The 19,674-nt window shown below is 60.6% G+C and carries 38 protein-coding genes, 1 tRNA gene and 2 pseudogenes; 17 read left to right on the top strand and 24 right to left on the bottom strand.

Features of this window, described 5'->3' with window-relative positions; genetic code table 11:
- The first annotated feature begins 24 nt into the window (after nucleotides 1–24).
- The 6 genes from B5M41_RS11205 (at nucleotide 25) to B5M41_RS11230 (ending at nucleotide 4,393) form a co-directional block, all read left to right on the top strand.
- The gene (locus tag B5M41_RS11205; RefSeq protein ID WP_134649937.1) at nucleotides 25–579 is read left to right on the top strand and encodes a ubiquinol-cytochrome C chaperone family protein; all 555 of its coding nucleotides are present in this window, start codon (nucleotides 25–27) and stop codon (nucleotides 577–579) included.
- A 16-nt stretch (nucleotides 580–595) separates the two neighbouring features.
- Nucleotides 596–1,150, top strand: a complete 555-nt coding sequence (locus B5M41_RS11210) for a YceD family protein (protein WP_134649895.1) — start codon at nucleotides 596–598, stop codon at nucleotides 1,148–1,150.
- 115 nt (nucleotides 1,151–1,265) lie between these two features.
- Nucleotides 1,266–2,327, top strand: a complete 1,062-nt coding sequence (plsX, locus tag B5M41_RS11215) for a phosphate acyltransferase PlsX (protein ID WP_134649896.1) — start codon at nucleotides 1,266–1,268, stop codon at nucleotides 2,325–2,327.
- Nucleotides 2,324–3,295: a beta-ketoacyl-ACP synthase III gene (locus B5M41_RS11220; protein WP_134649897.1), complete on the top strand. Its 972-nt coding sequence runs from the start codon at nucleotides 2,324–2,326 to the stop codon at nucleotides 3,293–3,295. The genes plsX and B5M41_RS11220 overlap by 4 nt, the downstream gene beginning before the upstream one ends.
- Nucleotides 3,296–3,393: 98 nt before the next feature.
- Nucleotides 3,394–3,732: an integration host factor subunit alpha gene (locus B5M41_RS11225; RefSeq protein ID WP_064329714.1), complete on the top strand. Its 339-nt coding sequence runs from the start codon at nucleotides 3,394–3,396 to the stop codon at nucleotides 3,730–3,732.
- A 130-nt stretch (nucleotides 3,733–3,862) separates the two neighbouring features.
- Complete coding sequence (locus B5M41_RS11230) at nucleotides 3,863–4,393, top strand: MerR family transcriptional regulator (protein WP_134649898.1); 531 nt, start codon at nucleotides 3,863–3,865, stop codon at nucleotides 4,391–4,393.
- Between the two features lie 67 nt (nucleotides 4,394–4,460).
- Here B5M41_RS11230 and B5M41_RS11235 read toward each other — a convergent pair whose 3' ends face one another.
- The 4 genes and pseudogenes from B5M41_RS11235 to B5M41_RS11250 form a co-directional block, all read right to left on the bottom strand.
- A complete protein-coding gene (locus B5M41_RS11235) occupies nucleotides 4,461–4,679 on the bottom strand; it encodes a dehydrogenase (protein WP_134649899.1) in 219 nt (72 codons plus the stop codon).
- 538 nt (nucleotides 4,680–5,217) lie between these two features.
- Nucleotides 5,218–6,375: a site-specific integrase gene (locus B5M41_RS11240; RefSeq protein ID WP_134649900.1), complete on the bottom strand. Its 1,158-nt coding sequence runs from the start codon at nucleotides 6,373–6,375 to the stop codon at nucleotides 5,218–5,220.
- 20 nt (nucleotides 6,376–6,395) lie between these two features.
- Nucleotides 6,396–6,569, bottom strand: a pseudogene (locus tag B5M41_RS11245) (helix-turn-helix domain-containing protein); the annotation flags it as partial.
- Nucleotides 6,566–6,775: a hypothetical protein gene (locus B5M41_RS11250; protein ID WP_134649902.1), complete on the bottom strand. Its 210-nt coding sequence runs from the start codon at nucleotides 6,773–6,775 to the stop codon at nucleotides 6,566–6,568. The gene B5M41_RS11250 and the pseudogene B5M41_RS11245, both read right to left, overlap by 4 nt.
- Before the next feature lie 83 nt (nucleotides 6,776–6,858).
- Between B5M41_RS11250 and B5M41_RS11255 the strand changes: the two genes are divergently transcribed.
- Entirely contained in the window at nucleotides 6,859–7,056 is a 198-nt protein-coding gene (locus B5M41_RS11255; RefSeq protein ID WP_134649903.1) for a hypothetical protein, read from the top strand.
- Here B5M41_RS11255 and B5M41_RS11260 read toward each other — a convergent pair.
- From B5M41_RS11260 to B5M41_RS11330, 15 genes are all read right to left on the bottom strand, one after another.
- Nucleotides 7,053–7,331: a hypothetical protein gene (locus B5M41_RS11260; protein ID WP_134649904.1), complete on the bottom strand. Its 279-nt coding sequence runs from the start codon at nucleotides 7,329–7,331 to the stop codon at nucleotides 7,053–7,055. The genes B5M41_RS11255 and B5M41_RS11260 overlap by 4 nt on opposite strands.
- Nucleotides 7,332–7,774: 443 nt before the next feature.
- Nucleotides 7,775–8,059, bottom strand: a complete 285-nt coding sequence (locus tag B5M41_RS11265) for a hypothetical protein (RefSeq protein WP_134649905.1) — start codon at nucleotides 8,057–8,059, stop codon at nucleotides 7,775–7,777.
- 10 nt (nucleotides 8,060–8,069) lie between these two features.
- On the bottom strand, nucleotides 8,070–8,768 hold the full coding sequence (locus B5M41_RS11270) for a hypothetical protein (RefSeq protein ID WP_134649906.1): 699 nt from the start codon (nucleotides 8,766–8,768) through the stop codon (nucleotides 8,070–8,072).
- Nucleotides 8,755–9,030 (bottom strand): hypothetical protein, encoded by a 276-nt coding sequence (locus B5M41_RS11275; RefSeq protein WP_134649907.1) that lies wholly within the window; start codon nucleotides 9,028–9,030, stop codon nucleotides 8,755–8,757. The genes B5M41_RS11270 and B5M41_RS11275 overlap by 14 nt, the downstream gene beginning before the upstream one ends.
- Nucleotides 9,017–9,460: a hypothetical protein gene (locus B5M41_RS11280; RefSeq protein ID WP_134649908.1), complete on the bottom strand. Its 444-nt coding sequence runs from the start codon at nucleotides 9,458–9,460 to the stop codon at nucleotides 9,017–9,019. Before B5M41_RS11280 ends, B5M41_RS11275 begins: the two co-directional genes overlap by 14 nt.
- 34 nt (nucleotides 9,461–9,494) lie before the next feature.
- Nucleotides 9,495–9,791 (bottom strand): hypothetical protein, encoded by a 297-nt coding sequence (locus B5M41_RS11285; protein ID WP_134649909.1) that lies wholly within the window; start codon nucleotides 9,789–9,791, stop codon nucleotides 9,495–9,497.
- Nucleotides 9,788–10,045, bottom strand: a complete 258-nt coding sequence (locus B5M41_RS11290) for a hypothetical protein (protein WP_134649910.1) — start codon at nucleotides 10,043–10,045, stop codon at nucleotides 9,788–9,790. Before B5M41_RS11290 ends, B5M41_RS11285 begins: the two co-directional genes overlap by 4 nt.
- Complete coding sequence (locus B5M41_RS11295; protein WP_134649911.1) at nucleotides 10,042–10,437, bottom strand: HNH endonuclease; 396 nt, start codon at nucleotides 10,435–10,437, stop codon at nucleotides 10,042–10,044. Before B5M41_RS11295 ends, B5M41_RS11290 begins: the two co-directional genes overlap by 4 nt.
- Nucleotides 10,437–10,628, bottom strand: coding sequence for a hypothetical protein (locus B5M41_RS11300; protein ID WP_134649912.1), 192 nt, complete (start codon nucleotides 10,626–10,628; stop codon nucleotides 10,437–10,439). The genes B5M41_RS11295 and B5M41_RS11300 overlap by 1 nt, the downstream gene beginning before the upstream one ends.
- Nucleotides 10,625–11,065 carry a recombination protein NinB gene (locus B5M41_RS11305; RefSeq protein WP_134649913.1) on the bottom strand — a complete coding sequence of 147 codons (441 nt, stop codon included), beginning with the start codon at nucleotides 11,063–11,065 and terminating at the stop codon, nucleotides 10,625–10,627. Before B5M41_RS11305 ends, B5M41_RS11300 begins: the two co-directional genes overlap by 4 nt.
- A 1-nt stretch (nucleotide 11,066) precedes the next feature.
- Nucleotides 11,067–11,729, bottom strand: coding sequence for a lambda exonuclease family protein (locus B5M41_RS11310; protein WP_134649914.1), 663 nt, complete (start codon nucleotides 11,727–11,729; stop codon nucleotides 11,067–11,069).
- Nucleotides 11,730–11,731: 2 nt separating this feature from the next.
- Nucleotides 11,732–12,517 carry an ERF family protein gene (locus B5M41_RS11315; RefSeq protein WP_134649915.1) on the bottom strand — a complete coding sequence of 262 codons (786 nt, stop codon included), beginning with the start codon at nucleotides 12,515–12,517 and terminating at the stop codon, nucleotides 11,732–11,734.
- A 12-nt stretch (nucleotides 12,518–12,529) separates the two neighbouring features.
- Nucleotides 12,530–12,670, bottom strand: a complete 141-nt coding sequence (locus B5M41_RS11320; protein ID WP_167719153.1) for a hypothetical protein — start codon at nucleotides 12,668–12,670, stop codon at nucleotides 12,530–12,532.
- The gene (locus B5M41_RS11325) at nucleotides 12,670–12,873 is read right to left on the bottom strand and encodes a hypothetical protein (RefSeq protein ID WP_134649916.1); all 204 of its coding nucleotides are present in this window, start codon (nucleotides 12,871–12,873) and stop codon (nucleotides 12,670–12,672) included. The genes B5M41_RS11320 and B5M41_RS11325 overlap by 1 nt, the downstream gene beginning before the upstream one ends.
- A 6-nt stretch (nucleotides 12,874–12,879) precedes the next feature.
- Nucleotides 12,880–13,230 (bottom strand): hypothetical protein, encoded by a 351-nt coding sequence (locus B5M41_RS11330; protein WP_134649917.1) that lies wholly within the window; start codon nucleotides 13,228–13,230, stop codon nucleotides 12,880–12,882.
- A 259-nt stretch (nucleotides 13,231–13,489) separates the two neighbouring features.
- Between B5M41_RS11330 and B5M41_RS11335 the strand changes: the two genes are divergently transcribed.
- Nucleotides 13,490–14,419 carry a hypothetical protein gene (locus tag B5M41_RS11335; RefSeq protein WP_134649918.1) on the top strand — a complete coding sequence of 310 codons (930 nt, stop codon included), beginning with the start codon at nucleotides 13,490–13,492 and terminating at the stop codon, nucleotides 14,417–14,419.
- 25 nt (nucleotides 14,420–14,444) lie between these two features.
- On the opposite strand, the gene B5M41_RS11340 is transcribed toward B5M41_RS11335, so the two are convergent.
- From B5M41_RS11340 to B5M41_RS11350, 3 genes are read right to left on the bottom strand one after another with little or no spacing between them, the layout of a single operon-like run.
- The gene (locus B5M41_RS11340) at nucleotides 14,445–14,621 is read right to left on the bottom strand and encodes a hypothetical protein (protein ID WP_167719156.1); all 177 of its coding nucleotides are present in this window, start codon (nucleotides 14,619–14,621) and stop codon (nucleotides 14,445–14,447) included.
- Nucleotides 14,618–14,806, bottom strand: coding sequence for a hypothetical protein (locus B5M41_RS11345; protein WP_134649919.1), 189 nt, complete (start codon nucleotides 14,804–14,806; stop codon nucleotides 14,618–14,620). The genes B5M41_RS11340 and B5M41_RS11345 overlap by 4 nt, the downstream gene beginning before the upstream one ends.
- Nucleotides 14,807–14,814: 8 nt before the next feature.
- A complete protein-coding gene (locus B5M41_RS11350; RefSeq protein ID WP_134649920.1) occupies nucleotides 14,815–15,291 on the bottom strand; it encodes a hypothetical protein in 477 nt (158 codons plus the stop codon).
- A 193-nt stretch (nucleotides 15,292–15,484) separates the two neighbouring features.
- Between B5M41_RS11350 and B5M41_RS11355 the strand changes: the two genes are divergently transcribed.
- On the top strand, nucleotides 15,485–15,736 hold the full coding sequence (locus tag B5M41_RS11355; protein WP_230640051.1) for a hypothetical protein: 252 nt from the start codon (nucleotides 15,485–15,487) through the stop codon (nucleotides 15,734–15,736).
- A gap of 156 nt (nucleotides 15,737–15,892) precedes the next feature.
- Here B5M41_RS11355 and B5M41_RS11360 read toward each other — a convergent pair whose 3' ends face one another.
- Nucleotides 15,893–16,339, bottom strand: a complete 447-nt coding sequence (locus B5M41_RS11360) for a helix-turn-helix domain-containing protein (RefSeq protein ID WP_134649922.1) — start codon at nucleotides 16,337–16,339, stop codon at nucleotides 15,893–15,895.
- A gap of 95 nt (nucleotides 16,340–16,434) precedes the next feature.
- Here B5M41_RS11360 and B5M41_RS11365 point away from each other — a divergent pair, with 95 nt between their 5' ends.
- The 4 genes and pseudogenes from B5M41_RS11365 (at nucleotide 16,435) to B5M41_RS11380 (ending at nucleotide 17,543) form a co-directional block, all read left to right on the top strand.
- Complete coding sequence (locus tag B5M41_RS11365; protein WP_134649923.1) at nucleotides 16,435–16,644, top strand: YdaS family helix-turn-helix protein; 210 nt, start codon at nucleotides 16,435–16,437, stop codon at nucleotides 16,642–16,644.
- Nucleotides 16,641–16,979, top strand: coding sequence for a hypothetical protein (locus B5M41_RS11370; protein WP_134649924.1), 339 nt, complete (start codon nucleotides 16,641–16,643; stop codon nucleotides 16,977–16,979). The genes B5M41_RS11365 and B5M41_RS11370 overlap by 4 nt, the downstream gene beginning before the upstream one ends.
- Nucleotides 16,976–17,260: pseudogene (locus B5M41_RS11375) on the top strand (DUF2312 domain-containing protein); the annotation flags it as partial. The gene B5M41_RS11370 and the pseudogene B5M41_RS11375, both read left to right, overlap by 4 nt.
- Nucleotides 17,261–17,469: 209 nt before the next feature.
- Nucleotides 17,470–17,543, top strand: a tRNA-Gln gene (locus B5M41_RS11380).
- A 187-nt stretch (nucleotides 17,544–17,730) separates the two neighbouring features.
- Here B5M41_RS11380 and B5M41_RS11385 read toward each other — a convergent pair.
- A complete protein-coding gene (locus B5M41_RS11385) occupies nucleotides 17,731–17,934 on the bottom strand; it encodes a hypothetical protein (RefSeq protein WP_134649925.1) in 204 nt (67 codons plus the stop codon).
- A gap of 26 nt (nucleotides 17,935–17,960) precedes the next feature.
- Here B5M41_RS11385 and B5M41_RS11390 point away from each other — a divergent pair, with 26 nt between their 5' ends.
- The 4 genes from B5M41_RS11390 to B5M41_RS11405 form a co-directional block, all read left to right on the top strand.
- Nucleotides 17,961–18,305 carry a hypothetical protein gene (locus B5M41_RS11390; RefSeq protein WP_134649926.1) on the top strand — a complete coding sequence of 115 codons (345 nt, stop codon included), beginning with the start codon at nucleotides 17,961–17,963 and terminating at the stop codon, nucleotides 18,303–18,305.
- Nucleotides 18,302–18,469: a hypothetical protein gene (locus B5M41_RS11395; RefSeq protein WP_167719159.1), complete on the top strand. Its 168-nt coding sequence runs from the start codon at nucleotides 18,302–18,304 to the stop codon at nucleotides 18,467–18,469. Before B5M41_RS11390 ends, B5M41_RS11395 begins: the two co-directional genes overlap by 4 nt.
- 591 nt (nucleotides 18,470–19,060) lie before the next feature.
- Nucleotides 19,061–19,228 (top strand): hypothetical protein, encoded by a 168-nt coding sequence (locus tag B5M41_RS11400; RefSeq protein ID WP_160871290.1) that lies wholly within the window; start codon nucleotides 19,061–19,063, stop codon nucleotides 19,226–19,228.
- Nucleotides 19,228–19,674: DNA cytosine methyltransferase (locus tag B5M41_RS11405; RefSeq protein ID WP_230640052.1), on the top strand; the 447-nt coding region annotated here is incomplete at its 3' end. The genes B5M41_RS11400 and B5M41_RS11405, both read left to right, overlap by 1 nt.

Below are 19,674 nucleotides of genomic sequence, written 5' to 3' on the forward strand. Positions count from 1 at the left end.
AATCAGGCAAAACTAGGCTTTATGATGATTTTTGGCCTGTTCGGCAAAAAAAACGGCAACCGGCGCATTGTCGAAAAACAATATGCGACGCTTACAACGGCTGCGCGCCATCCCTATCTCTATGAAGCGCTTGATGTTCCCGACACGGTGATGGGCCGCTTCGAGATGCTCTCGGCGATATTGATCCTGTACTTCCGCCGCACCCGCGCCAGCGCGACATCGGGTCAGGAAATCGCCCAGGAGATCGTCGATGCCTTCTTCGAGGACGTCGATCATTCGATTCGCGAACTCGGCGTCGGCGATGCGGGCGTGCCCAAGCGCATGAAGAAATTCGCCGGCATGTTCTACGGCCGGCTGGAGTCCTACGCGGCGGCGTTCGATGCCGCCGACCGTGATGCGCTGGCAGCTGCGCTGCGGCGCAACATCTACCCGGAAGGCGGCGAGGGCGCCCCTTCCATGGACGGCCTGGCCGCTTATCTCTTCGACGCAGAAACGGCCATGGCCGGCGTTGGCGAGGATGCGATTGCGGTCGGCGCGCTCACGGTCCTGGAACCGCGCGCGCCCGCACAGGCCGTGTGAGGCGAAAGGCAAGACGATGAAGCAAAACGACGAGACGCCGTTCTCCTACCCGGTCAAGGTGGGGCATATCTCCGCCAACCCGGTGGAGGTGAAGATCGCTGCGAATGCCGAGGAACTGGCGGGGCTCGCCAGGCTCTGGTCCGTGCTGGAGGTGAAGGCGCTGACGGCGGCCTTCGAGGTGAAGCGCTGGAAGCGCGACGGCATCCGCCTGAAGGGCCGCGTGACCGCCGACATCGTGCAGGCCTGCGTGGTGACGCTCGATCCGGTGGAAGCGCATATCGACGAGCCTGTCGAGGTCGTGTTCGTGCCGGAGGGCTCCAAGCTCGCGCGCATGCCGGTCGCGGCCGAGGGCGGGGAAATGCTGCTCGATCCGGAAGGCCCGGACGCGCCGGAAATCTTCACCGGCGACACGATCGATGCCGGCGTGGTGGCCGCGGAGCACGTCGCGCTCGCCATCGATCCCTATCCGCGCAAGGCCGATATCGCCTTTGCGGGCCATATCGAGAGCACCGACAAGGACGACCGAAAACCGTCGCCTTTTGCTGTTCTCAAGGACTGGAAAAAAGACTGAACGCCTCAAGGGCGTCCGATAATTCAGTTGTGCCCCCGGCGAAAAGCGGTATTTTGGCCGAATTCCGCTGGGGCGGCTCTTCTGCCGTTGGAAACAAAACTAAGGCAATACACGCGTGGTCAGAATTTCCGTCGATGTCATGGGTGGCGATTTCGGCCCGTCCGTGGCCATCCCTGGTGCAGCCAAGGCTCTCGAGCGCCATCCCGAAATCCGCTTCGTGCTCTTTGGCAACGCCGCCGAATGCGAGCCTCTTCTGGCGCAACACCCGAAACTGAAGGCCGCCAGCACGTTTCATCACTGCGACATCGCGGTGGCCATGGATGAGAAGCCGAGCCAGGCGCTGCGCCGCGGCCGTGGCAAGGCCTCCATGTGGCAGGCCATCGATGCGGTGGCCAAGGGCGATGCGGATGTCGCCGTTTCCGCCGGCAATACCGGCGCGCTGATGGCGATGTCGAAATTCTGCCTGCGCATGATGGCCAATATCGAACGGCCCGCCATCGCCGGCATCTGGCCGACGCTGAAGGGCGAGAGCATCGTGCTCGACATCGGCGCGACGATCGGCGCGGACGCCAACCAGCTCTTCGACTTCGCGCTGATGGGCGGCGCCATGGCGCGCGCGCTCTTCGAGATCGACAAGCCGACGCTCGGCCTGCTCAATGTCGGCGTCGAGGAGATCAAGGGCCAGGAAGAGGTGAAGGCCGCCGGCCAGCTCATCCGCGAGGCCAATTTCGACACGATCGACTACTATGGCTTCGTGGAAGGCGACGATATCGGTCGCGGCACGGTGGATGTGGTGGTGACGGAAGGTTTTGCCGGCAATATCGCGCTGAAGGCGGCGGAAGGCACCGCGCGCCAGATCGCGGAATATCTGCGCGCGGCCATGTCGCGCACCTGGCTCGCCAAGCTCGGCTACATCCTCGCCAAGAGCGCGTTCGACAGCGTGCGGGAGAAGATGGACCCGCGCAAGGTCAATGGCGGCGTGTTCCTCGGCCTGAACGGCATCGTCATCAAGAGCCATGGCGGCACGGATGCCGAGGGTTTCGCGGCCGCGGTGGATGTCGGCTACGACATGGTCCGCAACGGCCTGAAAGACAAGATCGAAAGAGATTTGCAGAAATATCATGCCGGCCGCCCCGTCGAGGGCGCCCAGAGCGTGAGCGATGAGGTATCGAAATGATCCGTTCAGTTGTCCGTGGTTTCGGAACGGCGCTTCCCAAACGGGTGGTCACCAATGCCGAGCTGGAAAAGACGGTCGACACGTCCGACGAGTGGATCGTGCAGCGCACCGGCATCCGCCAGCGCTACATTGCCGGTGAGGGCGAGACGACCGCCTCGCTCGGCGAAGCGGCCGGGCGCGCGGCCCTCGGCAAGGCCGGCCTCACCGCCGCCGATATCGACGTGATCATCGTGGCGACCTCCACGCCCGACAACACCTTCCCGGCGACCGCCGTCAACATCCAGAACCGGCTGGGCATGCACCATGGCTTCGCCTTCGACGTGCAGGCCGTCTGTTCGGGCTTCGTCTATGCCGTAACGACGGCCGACGCCTATATTCGCGGCGGCCTGGCCCGGCGCGTCCTCGTCATCGGCGCGGAAACCTTCTCGCGCATCCTCGACTGGACCGACCGCACGACCTGCGTGCTGTTCGGCGACGGCGCGGGCGCCATCGTGCTCGAGGCGCAGGAAGGGGCGGGCACCACCGCCGACCGCGGCGTGCTGACGGCGCAGCTGCGCTCCGACGGCGCGCACCGCGACAAGCTCTATGTCGACGGCGGCCCCTCGACCACGGGCACGGTCGGCCACCTGCGCATGGAGGGCCGCGAGGTCTTCAAGCACGCCGTCGGCATGATCACCGACGTGATCGTCTCGGCCTTCGACGCGACCGGCTTCACGGCCGACGACGTCGACTGGCTGGTGCCGCACCAGGCCAACAAGCGCATCATCGACGGTTCCGCCAAGAAACTCGGCATTCCCGAGGAAAAGGTCGTGATCACCGTCGACCTGCACGGCAACACGTCGGCGGCCTCCATCCCGCTCGCGCTGGCTGCGGCCGCGCAGGACGGACGCATCAAGCAGGGAGACCTGGTTCTGCTGGAAGCCATGGGCGGCGGTTTCACCTGGGGCGCGGTGCTGCTACGTTGGTAGGATGGCGCCCACCGCAGGTGCGGCTTGACCCGGGCTTGCAAGGACAATAGTCTTCCGCGACTAACCATACGCTTTCAATAGGAAATCGGTGAGGAACGATGAGCGGCAAGACGGTGACACGCGCAGATTTGGCCGAATCGGTTTTCCGGAAAGTCGGCCTTTCGAGGACTGAATCCGCAGAGCTCGTCGAAACCGTGATCGATGAGATCTGCAACGCCATCGTGCGGGGCGAAAGCGTCAAGCTCTCCTCCTTCGCCACCTTCCAGGTGCGCGACAAGAACGAACGCATCGGCCGCAACCCCAAGACCGGCGAGGAAGTGCCGATCTCGCCGCGCCGCGTCATGACCTTCAAGGCCTCGAACGTGCTCAAGCAGCGTGTCCTGAAAGCCCATCTCGCGCGCAAGGCGAAACAGAAGCCGGCTTCGCCCGCCTCCTGAGCGCTTTTCGGGGTAATCGCCCCGCCGCCGGCAATTTGAAACTTGAATATCGCCCGGCAACTCGCTGAAATGAATACGATTCGGCTGCATATCGTGTATGCTGCCGCCGTAACCTTTCATCGAGGCCAGTATGGACAAGAGTCCGGACGCTTTCCGCACCATCAGCGAGGTCGCCGACGATCTCGATCTGCCGCAGCATGTCCTGCGCTTCTGGGAGACGCGGTTCACGCAGATCAAGCCGATGAAGCGCGGCGGCGGACGGCGCTACTACCGCCCCGAGGATGTCGACCTGCTCAAGGGCATCCGCCACCTGCTCTACGATCACGGCTATACGATCAAGGGCGTGCAGAAGCTCCTGAAGCTCAACGGCAACAAGTTCGTCGCGGCCATTGCCAGCGGCGACTTGGCTACGGTCGAGGCGCTGGCCGCGGCCAGCCACGAGGAGCCGTCGCCGCCGAAGGCCGGCAGCGACGAGGACCAGATCGTCGGCCGCGCCAAGGCGCCGTCCAGCCGCCGGTTCTTCTCCTTTGTCGGAGGCGGAGACGAAACGCCGGAAATCTCGCTCGGCAAGACCAGCGTCGGCAAGGAAGACCGCGCCCTGTTGCAGGAGGCGCTCTACGACCTCCTGGAGTGCAAGCGCCTGCTGGACCAGGTACGTTAAGGCACCCGTATGCGCCTGCTGAGCGGTCGTCGCCGTGCGCGACCGCATGGCTCATCGGCCACGCTCGCTAATCCCGTCGCACGGAAGGCTCCCAGCCTCGCGTGAAGCCACGCCCCATCGCAGCACGCATCATGTCGAGCTGGCGTTGCAGATGCGCGCAGTCGGCAAGCAGGGTCTCGATGGTCGCCCGCGCATCGCCGCCGTGCCAGGCGAGGGCGGCATCCACGGGGTCGCCTGCCGCATCAAGAGTCGCCGCGTCGGTTACAGGCTCGCAAAGCGGCTGCATGTGATTCTCCCGGGAATGGATCAGAGCGTCCAAGGGCCTGAAAGCAGACGCCTCGACCATGAATGTTCTTATTATGTTCCGGTTGCTCCGCGAGTCAAGGGCCGGTTGGCGGACGAAGGCAACTTTGGAAAAAGCCCCGCCGAAGGCGGGGCAAGCAGGCGTCACGCTTGGCTCGCGGTGACGCGGGGAGTGCCCGCAAAAATCAAGGCGGGCAGAATGCTTCTACGACTTTCGTCTTATGTCCGGAAAGGTCGAAAGCGCCGAATCCGGTACGGTTGGGGAAAGAAAAGCCGATACTGTGATCGATGAAGCCTGTGCGGCACCCACATATCGCGCGGCATGGAGCCGACGGCGGGCCTTTCACCATGGGGCCGCAAGCGGAGTGTCCCTCTGCGACGTCCGGCGACGGGACATTTATCCACATTTGTTCCGGACGCCGATTTTTGGGCTTGCATCCAAAACATCCAGACTATAGGGGTTTGCTCGGTCCGGAATGTAGCGCAGCCCGGTAGCGCACTTGACTGGGGGAACGAACCCCTTAGCGCTTTTCTCCCTTGTTATTCATATGCTTGGATTCTTCGGAACCTTCGTTGGTGGGGGTCGTGGTGGGGCGAGATGCAGCGTCAAGAGCTGCCCTGATATCGTCGTTCAAGGCGTGAGCGTACTTCGTCGTCGTCTTCACGTCAGAGTGCCCAAGCAGCAATTGCGCGACCCTCAGGTTCGACTTCCGAAGCACGCGTGTCGCCGCCGTGTGGCGGGTGTCGTGGAATCGGAAGTTCTCCACGCCGGCCTTCGGCACGGCTCGGCGCATCGCGCTCTTGAGCCCGGATTCCGTCAAGGGGTAGCGTTTCCCTCGCTCCAGCTTTTCCTTTTTTCGCGTCCTGCGCGCCTCGAAAGTGAAGACCTTGATGGTGTGATGGTCCTTCTCCTCCCATAACAGGCGGAATATCTCCTCCGACATAGGAATGACGCGTTCCTTGCCGCCTTTGCCCATGACCTTGAAGTTTCGGGAGAAGAAATCCACCATGGACCATTCGAGCCCGAGGATTTCCATTCGCCGGCACCCGGTCAGGAAGGCAAAACGCACGGCCTTGTCATAGCCGCGCGAAAGCTCCCCGAGGATAGCGTCCTCTTCGTCCGGTGTTGCCTCGCGAACTCGCTCCTGTCGCTCGTCCAGCATGTGGCGGCCGAAGTCGATATCAGCCACCTTGATCTTCCACACGTCACGCGCGCGCAAATAGATTTCCCGAAGAGGCTGGGTACAGGTGCGATTTACCGTGGCCGGCTCGATAAGCTTGCCAAGGTGAAGCTTCCCGTTCTTTCCATGTCGGCGCACCCGTTCGCCGCGGCGCTTGGCAACCAGGCTCGCCACGATGGAATCCGTCAGCGATTCCATCTCCGTGTTCCGGCCTATGGCGTTGCGCAGCCACTCGAGGTTTGCGATGGTGGTATCGGCATTCTTGTGATGCTGCCCGACTTCCAGCCAATATCGGGACGAAGCGATTTCGAAAGTCATCGTCGGCGCGAAGAATTTCGCCTCTTCCGCCAGCTTCGCCCGCTCTATTTCCTTCTGGGCGTCCTCGAAGCGCTTTGCTTCTCGCTTCGACGTTGCTCCCGTATTGCCTGAAAATCTACGACCCCGTATCTCGAAGTCGTAGGAATAGGTGTCTCTTCCGTTCTTCTTGTAGACCGACATTTTTCCGCCCGCTCCTCAATGAAGGCCTCCAGGTCAGCCGGCGTGTAGCGCCGTGTCGGACGTTTCTTGCCAAGGCCGATGTTAATCCATCGCAACTGACCGTGGTCGGTCAAGTCCCGAAGTTGCCGCGTCGATATCCCGAGACGGGATGCGGCCGATTCCGGAGTGAGCAGGATTGGTTCGTGCGCCGTCATCCCCGCTCCTTATCCAGTGCGTTGCGGACGACAGAATCGTTGACGGACCATGAAATTTCCGCCCGATCTAATGTGTCTCCATAGTCGGTGATGACAAACTCCACCCACGCGTCATCAGGAGCGAGGTAGTGAGTTCTCAGGATGCGGGAAATTTCGCTTGCCTCGATGGCAATCGTGGTTTTGCGAGTAACGGTGACGTCAGCCATCGCTCTCTCCTCTCTGGCGGATAGGGGAGGTTCCAGATAATACGTTGGTGTAAAAATCTGGCGTTTTCTGCTCTACTGGCTTCATGAGCTACGACCTCGAAAAGATGATCGATAATGCGATTGATGAAGGCATTGCCATTGCCTGCCGTGTTGCGGCGCAGATGGCTGCGTCCGTCGAGATTCAAAGCGTCTCTGGCCCCGCCGCGCTTCTGATGTTTGTCGAAGCTGTGCGGATAGAGCATCGGGCGCGCATGGGTGACGAAAACGAAAGGCCGAACTAAGCATCCGCCGCGTCTCTCGATACGTTGGGGGGCGCCTTAGGGCTTTCGGCAACGATCGCTCGCTTGCCGGCATCCGTGACGGTGAAAATGTCGTCGCCGCCATAAAGCTGGACTTTGGCGCGGCGCGTCATGAAGCCTTTCGCAACTAGCGCCATGCAGGCCGGATGATCGGTGCTGCCAGCTCCGGTGACGAAGCTGTTGTGGTACATGGTGCCTCGGCCGTAACGGTCGAGGCCGAGCGAATGCTGGAGAACGTGGAGCTGTTCAGCGTTCATCCGAGCCTCCGTTCGAAGCGTTTGGGGATATCTTGAAGGCCGCAAGCCTCGGGGCTATTCTGCGCTCCGGGTGAGTTTGCGGAGGGCTTGTATGATGTATCCCACTCCTAAAGGTGCTTTCGAACCGGACGAGCTTGGCGCTCTGAAGGAGATCTTCGATGAGATCACATCCCAACCGTGGTTCGCTGCCTCCGAAGACAATAAAGAAAGCTTTGCGAGGTACCTCTTGGAGACTTTCCCCGCCGCGCAGTTTGATCCGCGAAAACATCGATCCGTAATCGAAGCGTCTGCGCGCATGTTCTATTCCACAGACGGCTAAATTGACGGCTTGATCGTAGAGGCTTTGCCCGCGATCTTGAGAGAGGCCCGGTGAGTGTACGAGGCGCTCCTGGGCCTCGATCTTATTCAACATGGTCACCTCCGGTCGCTGCGCTACGGTCAGGCTAACCATTCTGAGGCCCTCCGTTCGCATCTGTGGTGGCGATCGGCAGAAGGGTGGCACGGTCGATCCGCATCCATCGGCCATCTTCGAAAGAGACATCACCGCCGATCAGGTTTTCGAAGGTGTGCGACCAACCATGCGCCCAACGTGAAAGCACAAGGGTGGCTGGAGCGTCGTCGAACATGACGACGTCCGCGACAATCCTATTCTTGCCCTTGAATGCCGCGTTGATCAGGGTGAAGGAGAGCGGTGTGCCTGCCGGAAGGCAGGCGTGCATCGTCTCCATGACGATATCATTAGCCCTCATTGGCGTTGCCTTTCGCTGTACTGGCGGAAGCGCTGCGCGTGGCGGCGAGGGCTGCCGAGCGCATGGCATGCCAGACATTGATTGCGGCGGCGCGTTCGTCTCCGTCGCACTCCCAATCCACCGCCAAGGCGGCATCGATCATGTCCTCTGTCGGATCGGCGGGGAGCACCTCCGCGCTGTCCTCTCCTTCTCTATGGGGAGGTGGGGAACGTAGAGCGCCCCATGCTGCCGCTGCCCCGCGATCCGCAAACGTCTTCGCAAGCTGGAACTGTTCGTATGTGTCCTTGGTCTCGGTCACGTTCGGGACGCAGGAAATCCGGTCAAGTTCTTGTGCTGCTTCCGTGAGAGCTTTCCGAAACGTCGCCACCGGCTCTACCGGCACATCGACAAGGGCGGAAGCGATGTCACGAACGGTCCCGGCGCGCTCGGCGGTGAACTCGTTGATCCGCTCGTAGTCGTCGCAGAATTCGTAGTTGAAGCCCGAGGACGACGCTTCGAAGCCGGCGTTGTAGGCTTTCTCCAGCGCCTCCACCTCTACCGCCCGCTCTTGATCGGATAGGGCGGCGGTGAGGGCGGCGCGCATGTTTTCACGGCGAATAGCCAAGACTTGCTCAGATCGATCGCCGGGCCACGGACCCGGCCAATGATAGGCGCAAGCGACCTCAATCATCTCGTCAGTTACCTGCATGTTCAGATCCTCCGAGGAGTGCGCGGGCGCGGCGGGCAGTGGTGGCATCGTTGATGGCCTTGATCACAGCTTCGCGGCAATCTGAGCATAGGGAGCGCTTGATCGTGCCATCCGCTACAGCAACCCCGCTGTAGTCGTAGGCGTCCTGTGCAACGGTAAGATCGCACCAGTACGCCGGCCGGCTCTTGGAAGTCTTCGTTTCCTTTGCCCCACAACCGTCGCAGGTGAATTCGTAGGCGACAGGGATTTCACGCATCGACATCGGCGCGCTCCAGCTTCTTGATGAGTGGGTTGATGCCGTCGTTGTCCACGGCGCCGATGACACGGGACAGGAATTCTTTTGCGCTGATCCCGTCAGGTGGCAGGTAGTCGCGGACCGCGTTCAAGACATCCAGAACTGACTTGGCGAACTCCGCATTCTCCCGCTGCAACGCCTCTGCCTGGCGGGCTAGGGAGAGGACTTCACGCATGCGGTCTGGGGAGCAGGCGGCGAGATATTGAGCATTGGCCTTGGCATCCGTATGGGGCTTCGCGAAAGCAGCGACGAGACGGCCCGCGCTCACGAATCCACGTCCAATAGATTGAGCGAATACACCAAAATAGGATTTCCGCTCGTGCGCCACCCATGGCCCCGGCGTCACGCCTTCCATTGCCTTCTCTATTGCCTCTATGGCTGATACGGGGGAGGTCATGGGCGCGCCTCCGCTTTGGTTATGCTTCACGTTCTCACCCATTGGAGGGGCCTTTCTGATCAAGAGCGCGGGGAGGAAATCGCGGATCGAGCGGGTGCGGCATGAACTCGACGGGATCGACCGGGCTTTCGCCCTCGATGTCCCACCAGTAGGCGCGTTTGCCGTCGTCGGACCAAAGGGCCTCGTAGACCCGACCGTCTTCGTCGCGAACCCAGATCGGATGAGACCCGCCGATGCGGAGACCGGCCATATCGTGGATATAGGCTATATCCTTGTCGGCCTCAGAAATGGGGCGCCACTGGCCTGCGATGAGTGAGGACAGGTCGCTCATGCTTCACCTGCCGGCGTCTCGTCATAAACGACGGTGACCATCTGCGCCGGGACGCGGGCCTTGATGTTTCCCGCCAGATCATAGACGGCGTAGAAGGGGACCGCAGCGCACTGCCCATTCTCGCCGTAAGCGACGATCTTGGAGGTGCTGCCGTCGAAACGTGCGTCGGTGGAATACCCACCAGCGTCCTCGCCGTCGTACCAGATCGACTTGATGGGACGCGGGTCCATGTGGATCAAGGGAATGTCGCTCATGCGGAATCCTCGCGGTAAAAGGTGCAGGGCCGGTAGACGACCGGCTTCTTCGGCTTGTCGGATTTTGGAAAAGGGGAGGACTTGAGCTTGCCGGCCGGCCGCGCGCTGCCGTTGTGGCGCATGCGAATCTTCGCGACCTTCGCCTTTTCCGCTACGTCCCGCGCCGTCTTTTCCTTGTGGCACTTGATGTGTGCCGGCCGGAGATTGCTTTCCCGGTTCTCGCCACCGTTGATCAGCGCTTGAACGTGGTCGAGGTCCCAGCGCTGGCCGACCTGGATTGGCTGGCTGCAAAGGTGGCAGCGGTTGTCGCGCTCAATGATCCGGTCGCGTACCTTCTTCGGGGCGCGGTGGTCGTCGGTCTTGCCAATCCATTCGTCTACGGTGCGGGCCATCAGATCAGCCCTTCCGTGATGCCGTCGAGCATCGCCTTCTGCGCAGCTGTGCGCTCTGGCCGATAGCCCATCTCGTTTCGCAGCTGGTTGACCTTGATCTGAGCCTCGATCTTCTTCATGAGCGAGGACACCCGCATGTTGGGGTGCTTCTCGACCAGGGCGGCGAGCATGCGGCGCTGTTCGGGGTTCATGCTGCGCTCCTATCGTTCGCAGCCTCGTGGAAGCCGCCGCGGATGGTCTCGGTCAGGTGGACGCCGTTCGTGTCGCAGAAGGCGAGGGCGTAGGTGATGAGGCTGGCGGCGCGCTTCACCGACATGCGGGCCGTAGATTCGCGGATGTTCACAAACTCACCCTCGAGGCCCGGAACGAACTCGACTTCACCTTCCGTCGCCTTGGTGTGGCCGGAAACGAGCAGAACCTTCCACTCCTCTGCCGACCGGCGCTTGCCGGCCCAAGTCATCGGGGAATTGGCGATATCGGTGCAGATCGCGTGAAACTTCGCGTTCTGATCCAGGCTGCGCGTTGCCGCGCCGACCGTCACGGCGCTGCCGGCGGCGGCTCGAATGACAGCGTCAACCGCATTCCGGCGAACCCTGTCGTTGATGAGGATGAAGCGCTGCTTTTCCATGTCAGCCCGCCATGCGGAGTTTGACGTCGTCGTCGGCCGGCTGCGGGTCATAGACGCGCTGGAGCTGAGCTACCGTGCCGCGAACCTCATTGAGGAAGGCGACGACCTCGCGCTCCAGTTCGGCGATCAGGCCATCGTCGCGCATAACGCGCTTGCAGAAGAACCGCATGGGCTCGGGCAGGCGAGGGTCGTAGGAGACGAAATCACACCATGCCCGGCCGGTGCATGCCATCTGCCACTGCATCTGCGTGACATACTTGGCCGGAACGGCCTGACCGAGGAGCGTTTCGATATGGGTGTGGGTCTCCGGGCACTTGATTTCGACAAGGCCGTCGACGTCGACGAGGCCGTCGGGGGACGCGCCGCTGTCGCCGATTGTCGGATGCAGGACGAATGCGACCTGCTCAACGTCGGTATCGCGGTAGAACTCGTAGGTTTTGCGCGCGGCCGGCTCCTGCTCTGTTCCCCATGCCATGGCAGCATTGGTGAACCTATCGGCCGTCGTGCCGGTCAGACGCTCGGCGATCAGTTCGCCGGCATACTTGGCGCGTGAAGCTGACGGGCCGGTCTTTGTTTTGGCAATAACGTCGGCCACGCGGGACGCGGTGACCTTGCCGAGGCGTAGTGCGTGCCATTCCGGCGTGCCCTGAACAATCTCTTCCATGATCAAGCTCCCTGCTTCTGCTGCTGGCCGAAGCGGTCCAGCGAAACCATGACGTCGCGAAATTTGCTGGCTGGCAGATCGGGCAGCGCCTGGATTTCCCAGCGATTGCAGAAGCGCTGGATATCGGCACCCACCTCATCGATCTTCTCGCGGAGCTGGGTGGCCTGCTCGGGCGATATGGCGCTGTCGTCTTCCGACGGTGCGTTGCCGTCGCGGTCGTCGCCGGTCGAGATATTGAAGAGCATGCAGAGGAGGTAGCGTCGGCCGTAGGTCGCGGTGCTGCCGAAAGCCTGGGTGCCCGTCTTGTTCACGCCGCCTTTGGCGCCGGCGCCGTCAACCGGGATTGCGCCGATGCCGTTGCGGACGTAACCGTCTGCGTGGGAGACCTCCCACCGGATCAGAAGTTCGCCGATGTCATTGTAGCCGTCGGGCTGGAACGAGACGCCAAATCCATGGGCATGGATGATCGGCATGGCCTGCTCTTCGATGGCGGCCAGATCGGCATAGTTCGACTTGGTGTGGGTGTTCCGCCGGTTCTTGACGACGACCGGCAAAGCCTTCTGGCAGGCCGACATGGCAGTGAAGTAGGCCGTCTTGGCTGCATACTCGCGATCTTCGCGCGCCTGCTGCCGCTGGCGGTCCTCGTCGTGATATTTCATCTCCAGCAGCTTTTCGAGCCGGTCTATTGGAACGTTCGGGTCCAGAAGGACGCGTTCGAACATCGCGACCATCGGCGCTTCCTGGGCCGGGGCGAGGTGGTGTGTGTCCTGCTTTGCGAGGGCATTCATGTGACAAACTCCCTAGATTGCGACCGGCCCGACCGTGAGGCCGGCTCCGTAGACGATTGCGAAAACAATGAATGCGAGGAGGATCAGGCAGGCGTTGCCGTGCTTTGCAGCGCCGGTGTTTGCTTCCTCAAGGATGAGGTAGACCGGCGTCATCACTCGGCCGCCTGGAGCTTGTCGGTCTTGATCGGCTCCAGCCGGTAGCCGAATGCCTCGGCCATGCGTTTGAAGCGGTCGAGAGCGCGGAACTCATGGCGAGCCGCTTCGCGCGGGTCCGAAACGTAATAGGAGGCCGTCATCGCCTCGATGACGTCGTGGCCGGCGGTCGTGACGGCTGCGAATTTCACTGCATCTGCCATGGGGGATCACTCCGCAGCTTCGAGGAAGGGGAAAGGTTCGACGGCGGCGCGGGCCGGCATGTCGTCGAAAACGCCCTTCCAGCGGAGCTTTTGCATCTGCCCGGCGGTGAAGCCGACCAACTGACCGCAGAAGGGAATGGGCTGGTGCTTGTTGTCGAATAGCGGGCCCTTGCCGCCGACCGATACAGCGCGCTCGCTCATCTCGTGGATGTTGCGGACGTATTCGAGGTAGCGGGCCGACGCCTTCGGGGCTTCCTTGCCGATCCGGTGGAGGTGGCGGACCTTTTCGATGACTGCGTTCAGGTCGCTCAGGTTCTGGCGGATCGCGTCTGCGGTGCGGTCGGCTTCGTGTGCCATGTGGGTCGCTCCTCATGTTCCCGGTGTGTCGGGGTGATGAGGGGAATATGTCACCGAATTGGTGACGCGTCAATCAGAAAGTCACCGAAATGGTGACAAAAGATTGCCCCCGTCACCAAACCTGCTAGAATCACCACACGAAAAACCCGGCAGGATGGACCGGCCGGGCGTTAAGCGTATTGAGACGAAATGAAGGACGCGACTCCACAACAGGTTGAGAACCTGCTTCTATGCCAACAGGGCGTAGGGGAGAGGGTTGATGGAGTTAGCGTTCCCACACCGGGTCGAATACCGGGATGGCACCGCGTCGATAGACGAGATTATCGAAAATCTAAAAGCGCAGAAGCGGCTTCTTGAGGAGGGGGTTCGCCTTCTTGAGCATGCAATTCCGAATATGGATGTTGACGCCGTTCAAATTCGTGTAGTGCAGGTCGCAGCTGGAAGCCTTATCACAGATTTTCTGGTGCTCGTGTACGGGGCGTATCAGAAGGAAATTGAAGCGGCAGTAATAGGCGGGATCGAAGAAATGTTCGGCACTGACATTCCACCGCAATACGAAGCGCTTGTCACGCTCGCCACCTTGGCCGTTACTTATTTCGTTGCCCGGTACGCTTATGATGCCGTTCGGAGACGAAAGCCGGATCGGCCGGCATCAACGCATATCCAGGGCGACTACAACACTGTCATCAACATCATCGCCGACAAAACGAACATTCCTGCGAGCGCCGTCGAGGGCGCACTTCATGACTCGATACCCGCGGCGCGGCGGCGGTCGTTGATCAAGTCCGTTACGAATTTTCTTCGCCCTCGTGAGGATGGTCGCATTTCTCCAGTGGATGTAAAGGGGGTGGGGTTCATCAACCCGGAAACTATCGCCGAATACCCAACTGACGCTGAGCTGGCTGACATCGATGATAGCAAGAACATCGATATACCCGGCGCAACGCTAGATATCCGCGCTGTCGATCGTGACAAAAACAATACGGGTTGGGCCGCCGTACTGGTGGGCGACAAGCGTTTCAAAAGACGTTTGCCGATGGATTTGTATCCGACGATCAATGCCGAAGATTTGGCGAAGAGAGAGCGTGTTACTGGTGACGTGATTATTGAAGGCGAGCGAAAATCTGACGGTTCCTTCAAAGCGAAACGTATTCACCTGATAGCCGTGAAGGAGCTCGGAGACAATTAGTCCGGTCGCTCAATGCGTCGTTCCCTTACGTCTGGGGGTTTTCGTTATCGTTGTCGCCCTCGATCATCTCCAGCATCCCGGTTCCGATCAGGAATTCCCGCAGGCCGACCCGTGCGGCATAGTCCAGGTCCTCGCCGGTCTCATTCGCGAAGCGGCGTAGAGCGACGGATTCGTCGGCAGTAAGCTCGATCGTGATCTTCATGGCCCTTCCGCCTTCATCCTCTCCCACTCCTCTGGAGACAATGCGGCCTGTAGCGCTGCATCCGCCATGTCGAGGTATTGCGTCCACATAGGTTTCTTGTCGCGCACGATGTTCTCCGGCACGCCGAAGTGGCTGCAAAGGGCGCGGGCGGCGCGTTCGCGGGGAGGTTTGGGTTTCTTCGCCATGAGCGGCCTCAGATACAGTCAGAGAGGACGACAGAGAAGCTGGCACTCCGGGCGCCAAGCGCATAATTGTACTCAGCGGCATCGGTTTCCCCACTGAGTAGTTTCGGTTTCCAATAGTCGCACATTTGAGAAATACTCGCCTTCTTGAGTTCCTCTTCGTTGACGTCCTCCAAGCCCGTCGTTGATGTGATTGTGTAAAAATACCGGAAGGTCTTACCCTGGTACTCAATTCGGTCCATGCGGGTGATATCATCTATCATCTTCGGCAGCCCGGCATTGAGCTTATCGTTCACGATAATTGGTGCCATAACCTGCTCAACAACCGGCTTAGTGAGGACTATCCCCACGATAGCCGCGTAACGCGTCCATTTAAGCCCCGTGGCCTTCCCGATCAGGTGTCCAGCCGCACCGAAGGTTGCACCCAGAACACCGCCGACAAGGGCGTAAGTCACCCACGACGGCAAGTCTGCAAGAAATCCCAGCATTTTGTTCCCCCAAAACGACTGACTGTACGATATCTTGATTCCACCGGCGCACAAGGGAACGCGACTCTCATTGCGTGTAATCGCTGCATCTGGTAGCCGTTAACGAGTATGACTATTTTCCTAATTTTGTTCTTGTTCCGTTCCCTTTTTCGAGTCATGCTAAGGGCATCCCAAAATCCCAAGGAGCATGAACATGGCAGAGTTTTTCGTGGTTCAATCCTTCTCCCCGGCCAAGCGTGGCGCGATGAAGCCGGATATCCCGGTGCAGGCCACAAGCGTCATGCATGCGCGTCGGATGGCCGAGCGCCTGGCGCTTCAAAAGCCCATGGTCTTTGCGACCGTGATGGAAGGAGACCCCGAGAGTGGCGACTTCGGCGAGCCGAAGTTGATCTATTTCCACGGCGACGAGAAGCCTGAGGAAGTCAGCAACATGCAGCCGATCTAGGAGGGTAACGCGTCATGGCGATTATCCACCAGATCAGGCGGAAGTATCGGACGAAGCAGGAGGAGACCGTCGGCGAGATCATGGAAGCCGCCGGGGCGCTATCCTCTATTGACCCCGAGGTTGTTATCAAGCGAAAGGCGGCGGAAGTCTCCTACCTCATGGCGCTTCTTCACGGCGGCGACTGGCGGGTTGAGATTGATCACGAGAATCTGTTTGTTCTGGTGACCCCGGCCTAGCTTTCTTCAATTGGGCGTCGATAAGCGCCAACAAAGACTTGAGCTGCCTCGCTTGTGCCCCATAGGCTATAAGTGCGGATCTAAGGTTCTGAGCAGCGGCTTCTTTCATAATAGCGTCTTTGTCAGGTTGGCGCTGCGACGGTGTCGCGGTCCCTTCTTCGCTCGGCAAAAGCAACAGCTGAGCAGCCGTCGCATCAACGAACGGAGCAATCTTGGCCGCCATCTCCGGCTTTAATGCGCGCTCGCCGTTCGCCCATCGCTCGATGTTCTGCTTGGACGTCCCAACGGACTTAGCCAAATCCGTAAGGCCAAGCTTCTTCGCGTCCATGGCCTTGCGAAGGCCGTTTGGAAATTTCCCTTTTGTCATGCCGGATTCATGTCACCAGACTGGATGCGATGCGAGTATCCAAAACGGTGACAATTTTGCTTGCATCGTCACCAAAATGGTGACATGCTCGTTTTATGACCCTGACATCCTGGCTCACAAAGACAAACACCTCGGACGCTGACTTCGCTGAACGCATTGGCGTCACTCGGCAAGCGCTCTGGCGATACAAGGTCGCCGGGCGCGTTCCCAAGCCCGAAATCATTGCCCGGATATCGAGGGCAACCAACGGGAAAGTCACGGCAAACGACTTCATGAGCGCCCGGCAGCCGGAGACTGCAGCATGAGCGCTTCCATCGAAGAAAGACGACGCCACGCGCTATCCCTCCTGAACAGTCGGGCGACCGCCGAGGATCTGCGAAACCATGCGGAGAAGATCAGAAAGATGGGGGGCGACCGAGGCTTCAGCGAGGTCGTCAACGCGTTCCGCCATGTCCGAAAGTGCGCTCGCTTCGCTGCCTGGAAGCGCAAGTACATCGACAAGCTCGATGATAACCAGTCCGAGCAAACGCGCCAAATCGTCTCCATTGATCGTGACATTTCTCAAATCCAAGGCCCGGCCCTCCTTTTTCTATCGCCTGACGGGAAGTTGTACCGGCTAGCCTCGGGAGTCGAGTCATGAACCGAGGATGGCATGAAGGTGAGTGGGCGGGGCCTGTGTGGGAATCGTCCACCGAAGCCCATAGCATCGCTGGCGATCAGGTCCGCTCCGCTTTCCAGCGCTGGAAGAACCTCGAAGAGGAAAAGGCTCGCATCGGCGACGACCTCAAGGAGTTGTTCGCCGAGCAGAAGGCTTTCGGCCACGACACGAAGGCGATGCGCGCCGCGTTCCGCCTCAAGGTGAAGATGGACGAGGCTCGCCCGGAAGACGCCGAGCATGAGGCTCTGGTCGATACCTATCTCGCAGCGCTGGAAGCCCCGCGCGCGTCCCGCGCATACACACGAGAAAACATTGAGGAAAATCGCCGCTCCGACGGTGGCCTTTCCATCCTCACCAAGCACGAAGACATCAGAACAGCGCCGGTAACGGCGGAAGAAGCTTCGGACGGCACCCCCGCCGATAGGCCCTCGCTGACGACGCGCGAGGCCGAAGAAAGCGTCGTGTCCAATTCTGCCGGGTCGTCTAGCGGTAAGGCCTCGGACTTTGGCTCCGAAGACGCCGGTTCGATCCCGGCCCCGGCATCCAGTTCCGATCAACGAGCAGAAGGAGATGAACGACACGGGATATCCAGAGGCGACTTGGTCGCGGGTGATGAAACCCAAACCTCGAACACAGGGGAGGGCGCCGCCAATACCGCTCTCCCCGCCAAGCCGAAGGTTTCCTTCCGTCCGAACTGCCAACACCCGGAGAACTGCGCCAGCGGCACGCGTGATCATTGCTGGTCCTGCCGTCGGGCGATGCAGAAGAGCGAGTAGATGGCATGAACATCGTCTCTCGCATTGAAGACCACCACGACACTCTCGAAAGCCGAGCCGAGGTAGCGCTGACAGACATGCGCTTGGGCCTCGATGTTCGCCCGCGCGAGATCGACAGGGCCGTGATGCTCGAAGTCGAGCGCTCCAGTTTCCGTTCCCATCAATCCCGTCCGAGGAGGAAGGCAGCATGACGTGCAATTTCCGTGTTGGTCAGAAGGTGGTTTGCATTTCGGCCGCTCACAATGCCGAAGCACATGAGGCATGGAGCCGTTCCAGAGGGTTCGATGTCCGATACCCGGTGGTGGGGGCGACCTACACAATCCGAGAAGTGTTTCTCCACGAAAGCGGCGTGGCAGCGCTCCGCTTCCGTGAGTTGGTTAATCCGGCTCTTCCATACGCCAATAAGGTCAGTGAGTTGGCAATGGATGCCCGACACTTCCGCCCCGTCGTCGAACGCGGCACTGACGCCGGCATGTCGATCCTCCGCAACCTCCTGAACAAGACCGGGAAGCCCGTCGAGGTGGACGCATGAGCTGGCTCATCTACGGCATCATCGGCTTCACGATCCTCTGCGGCGTGACAGCCCTGGCATACGCCTTGGCCGACCGCGACGACGGACTCGGCGAGTTCTCCGGCGCCACCGAAGGCGACCAGATCCATTTCAATCAGCGCGGCTCGTCCCCCTCCGGCGGCTGATTGACAGGCCGGCGCGCTTGCTCCTCCTCCCAGGGCGCGCCGGCCATCACCCTTATCCTCGGGAAATCGCCTTTAAGCCGCAGAACGACCGCGTGCACGGCGCTTCCCAAGGAAACGAACGAGGACGCCGAAGCCGGGGAAACCCCGGCGCCCTCTCTGGCCCCAGCTGATTTTGCGGCGGGGCTGGGGAACTGAACAACGGTCTCGCCAGCGGCGGACCTGAGAGACGAAGCGGGTAACTCACCCGCCGCATGCGGGAAGCGGCTCGCTTCGTCTCCACCGGAATTTGAAGGTCGTTTCACTGTGTCTCCCTTCGCTCTGTAGCAAGACGAAATTGACACAGGAGAAATCGCGAAATGCCGAAAATCGATAGGATTAGTCCGAAAATGTCGACAGTTGAATTCTGCCAGAAGGCCTTGAGGCATCGGATCGCGCCTCCCTCGCACGGGAGCGTGAAGGCGCGGATTACCGCAGCCGCCCGCAAACTCGGCTGGTCGGTCTCCCGAACGAAAGACGTTTGGTACGCGGATCCTCGCGTCTCCATCAGCGCCGACGAACTTCACGCAATCGAGACGAAGACGGGAGTCCACTATGGACGGGAAGAAGCACGCGAACTCGAACGCGAAATCGAAAACGCCACTGCGCTCCTGGTGGCAATGCAAGCGGGTAGCCCTCGCACGCTCGCTCATGCGCTCATCCAAGCAGCTCGCATTCTGGCTGGCGCCGGAGCTTAAGGACGAGATCGAGGAGGGCGAGTGATGCAGCCACACCAGATCGAAGTGCTCGACTTGTTCAGCGCCGCCGCTGGCGGTTGGTCGCTCGGGATGCATCGCGCTGGCTTCAAGACCATGGCCGCCTGTGAGTTCGTCGAATGGCGCCGGGAGATCTACTCGCAGAACAACCCAGGCGTCAGGATCTATGACGATGTTTGCACCCTCACGGCAGATCGAATTCTCCGAGATTTCGGACGACTTCCGTCAGTCGTCGTCGGAAGCCCCCCATGCCAAGACATCAGTTCAGCCAACACCAAAGGAAAAGGGGTCGAAGGCGCGCGCAGCGGCCTCTATTTCGAAGCCATCCGCATCATCGGAGAGTGCCGTCCTCGTTGGTTCGCTCTTGAGAACAGCTCTAATCTCCGAACTCGGGGCGCTGACGCCGTCCTCGCTGCGCTGGAGGAACTCGGCTACACCTGCTGGACGTTCGTG

Origin of the sequence: Shinella sumterensis, assembly GCF_004514425.2 — a bacterium.
GTDB classification, from domain to species: domain Bacteria; phylum Pseudomonadota; class Alphaproteobacteria; order Rhizobiales; family Rhizobiaceae; genus Shinella; species Shinella sumterensis.

Bases quoted from the DNA above. Each gene is read 5' to 3' on its own strand.
- B5M41_RS11345 (WP_134649919.1), bottom strand. From the start codon at position 14,806: ATGGCGAAGAAACCCAAACCTCCCCGCGAACGCGCCGCCCGCGCCCTT.
- B5M41_RS11250 (WP_134649902.1), bottom strand. From the start codon at position 6,775: ATGGCTGACGTCACCGTTACTCGCAAAACCACGATTGCCATCGAGGCA.
- B5M41_RS11290 (WP_134649910.1), bottom strand. From the start codon at position 10,045: ATGAGCGACATTCCCTTGATCCACATGGACCCGCGTCCCATCAAGTCG.
- B5M41_RS11365 (WP_134649923.1), top strand. From the start codon at position 16,435: ATGACCCTGACATCCTGGCTCACAAAGACAAACACCTCGGACGCTGAC.
- B5M41_RS11395 (WP_167719159.1), top strand. From the start codon at position 18,302: ATGAGCTGGCTCATCTACGGCATCATCGGCTTCACGATCCTCTGCGGC.
- B5M41_RS11305 (WP_134649913.1), bottom strand. From the start codon at position 11,065: ATGGAAAAGCAGCGCTTCATCCTCATCAACGACAGGGTTCGCCGGAAT.
- B5M41_RS11355 (WP_230640051.1), top strand. From the start codon at position 15,485: ATGGCAGAGTTTTTCGTGGTTCAATCCTTCTCCCCGGCCAAGCGTGGC.
- B5M41_RS11210 (WP_134649895.1), top strand. From the start codon at position 596: ATGAAGCAAAACGACGAGACGCCGTTCTCCTACCCGGTCAAGGTGGGG.
- B5M41_RS11230 (WP_134649898.1), top strand. From the start codon at position 3,863: ATGGACAAGAGTCCGGACGCTTTCCGCACCATCAGCGAGGTCGCCGAC.
- B5M41_RS11340 (WP_167719156.1), bottom strand. From the start codon at position 14,621: ATGAAGATCACGATCGAGCTTACTGCCGACGAATCCGTCGCTCTACGC.
- B5M41_RS11205 (WP_134649937.1), top strand. From the start codon at position 25: ATGATTTTTGGCCTGTTCGGCAAAAAAAACGGCAACCGGCGCATTGTC.
- B5M41_RS11315 (WP_134649915.1), bottom strand. From the start codon at position 12,517: ATGAATGCCCTCGCAAAGCAGGACACACACCACCTCGCCCCGGCCCAG.
- B5M41_RS11370 (WP_134649924.1), top strand. From the start codon at position 16,641: ATGAGCGCTTCCATCGAAGAAAGACGACGCCACGCGCTATCCCTCCTG.
- B5M41_RS11400 (WP_160871290.1), top strand. From the start codon at position 19,061: ATGGACGGGAAGAAGCACGCGAACTCGAACGCGAAATCGAAAACGCCA.
- B5M41_RS11330 (WP_134649917.1), bottom strand. From the start codon at position 13,230: ATGGCACACGAAGCCGACCGCACCGCAGACGCGATCCGCCAGAACCTG.
- B5M41_RS11270 (WP_134649906.1), bottom strand. From the start codon at position 8,768: ATGCAGGTAACTGACGAGATGATTGAGGTCGCTTGCGCCTATCATTGG.
- B5M41_RS11295 (WP_134649911.1), bottom strand. From the start codon at position 10,437: ATGGCCCGCACCGTAGACGAATGGATTGGCAAGACCGACGACCACCGC.
- B5M41_RS11385 (WP_134649925.1), bottom strand. From the start codon at position 17,934: ATGGGAACGGAAACTGGAGCGCTCGACTTCGAGCATCACGGCCCTGTC.
- B5M41_RS11260 (WP_134649904.1), bottom strand. From the start codon at position 7,331: ATGAACGCTGAACAGCTCCACGTTCTCCAGCATTCGCTCGGCCTCGAC.
- B5M41_RS11320 (WP_167719153.1), bottom strand. From the start codon at position 12,670: ATGACGCCGGTCTACCTCATCCTTGAGGAAGCAAACACCGGCGCTGCA.
- B5M41_RS11235 (WP_134649899.1), bottom strand. From the start codon at position 4,679: ATGCAGCCGCTTTGCGAGCCTGTAACCGACGCGGCGACTCTTGATGCG.
- B5M41_RS11335 (WP_134649918.1), top strand. From the start codon at position 13,490: ATGGAGTTAGCGTTCCCACACCGGGTCGAATACCGGGATGGCACCGCG.
- B5M41_RS11280 (WP_134649908.1), bottom strand. From the start codon at position 9,460: ATGACCTCCCCCGTATCAGCCATAGAGGCAATAGAGAAGGCAATGGAA.
- B5M41_RS11325 (WP_134649916.1), bottom strand. From the start codon at position 12,873: ATGGCAGATGCAGTGAAATTCGCAGCCGTCACGACCGCCGGCCACGAC.
- B5M41_RS11265 (WP_134649905.1), bottom strand. From the start codon at position 8,059: ATGGAGACGATGCACGCCTGCCTTCCGGCAGGCACACCGCTCTCCTTC.
- B5M41_RS11300 (WP_134649912.1), bottom strand. From the start codon at position 10,628: ATGAACCCCGAACAGCGCCGCATGCTCGCCGCCCTGGTCGAGAAGCAC.
- B5M41_RS11220 (WP_134649897.1), top strand. From the start codon at position 2,324: ATGATCCGTTCAGTTGTCCGTGGTTTCGGAACGGCGCTTCCCAAACGG.
- B5M41_RS11255 (WP_134649903.1), top strand. From the start codon at position 6,859: ATGAGCTACGACCTCGAAAAGATGATCGATAATGCGATTGATGAAGGC.
- B5M41_RS11310 (WP_134649914.1), bottom strand. From the start codon at position 11,729: ATGGAAGAGATTGTTCAGGGCACGCCGGAATGGCACGCACTACGCCTC.
- B5M41_RS11240 (WP_134649900.1), bottom strand. From the start codon at position 6,375: ATGTCGGTCTACAAGAAGAACGGAAGAGACACCTATTCCTACGACTTC.
- B5M41_RS11275 (WP_134649907.1), bottom strand. From the start codon at position 9,030: ATGTCGATGCGTGAAATCCCTGTCGCCTACGAATTCACCTGCGACGGT.
- B5M41_RS11285 (WP_134649909.1), bottom strand. From the start codon at position 9,791: ATGAGCGACCTGTCCTCACTCATCGCAGGCCAGTGGCGCCCCATTTCT.
- B5M41_RS11350 (WP_134649920.1), bottom strand. From the start codon at position 15,291: ATGCTGGGATTTCTTGCAGACTTGCCGTCGTGGGTGACTTACGCCCTT.
- B5M41_RS11390 (WP_134649926.1), top strand. From the start codon at position 17,961: ATGACGTGCAATTTCCGTGTTGGTCAGAAGGTGGTTTGCATTTCGGCC.
- B5M41_RS11225 (WP_064329714.1), top strand. From the start codon at position 3,394: ATGAGCGGCAAGACGGTGACACGCGCAGATTTGGCCGAATCGGTTTTC.
- B5M41_RS11360 (WP_134649922.1), bottom strand. From the start codon at position 16,339: ATGACAAAAGGGAAATTTCCAAACGGCCTTCGCAAGGCCATGGACGCG.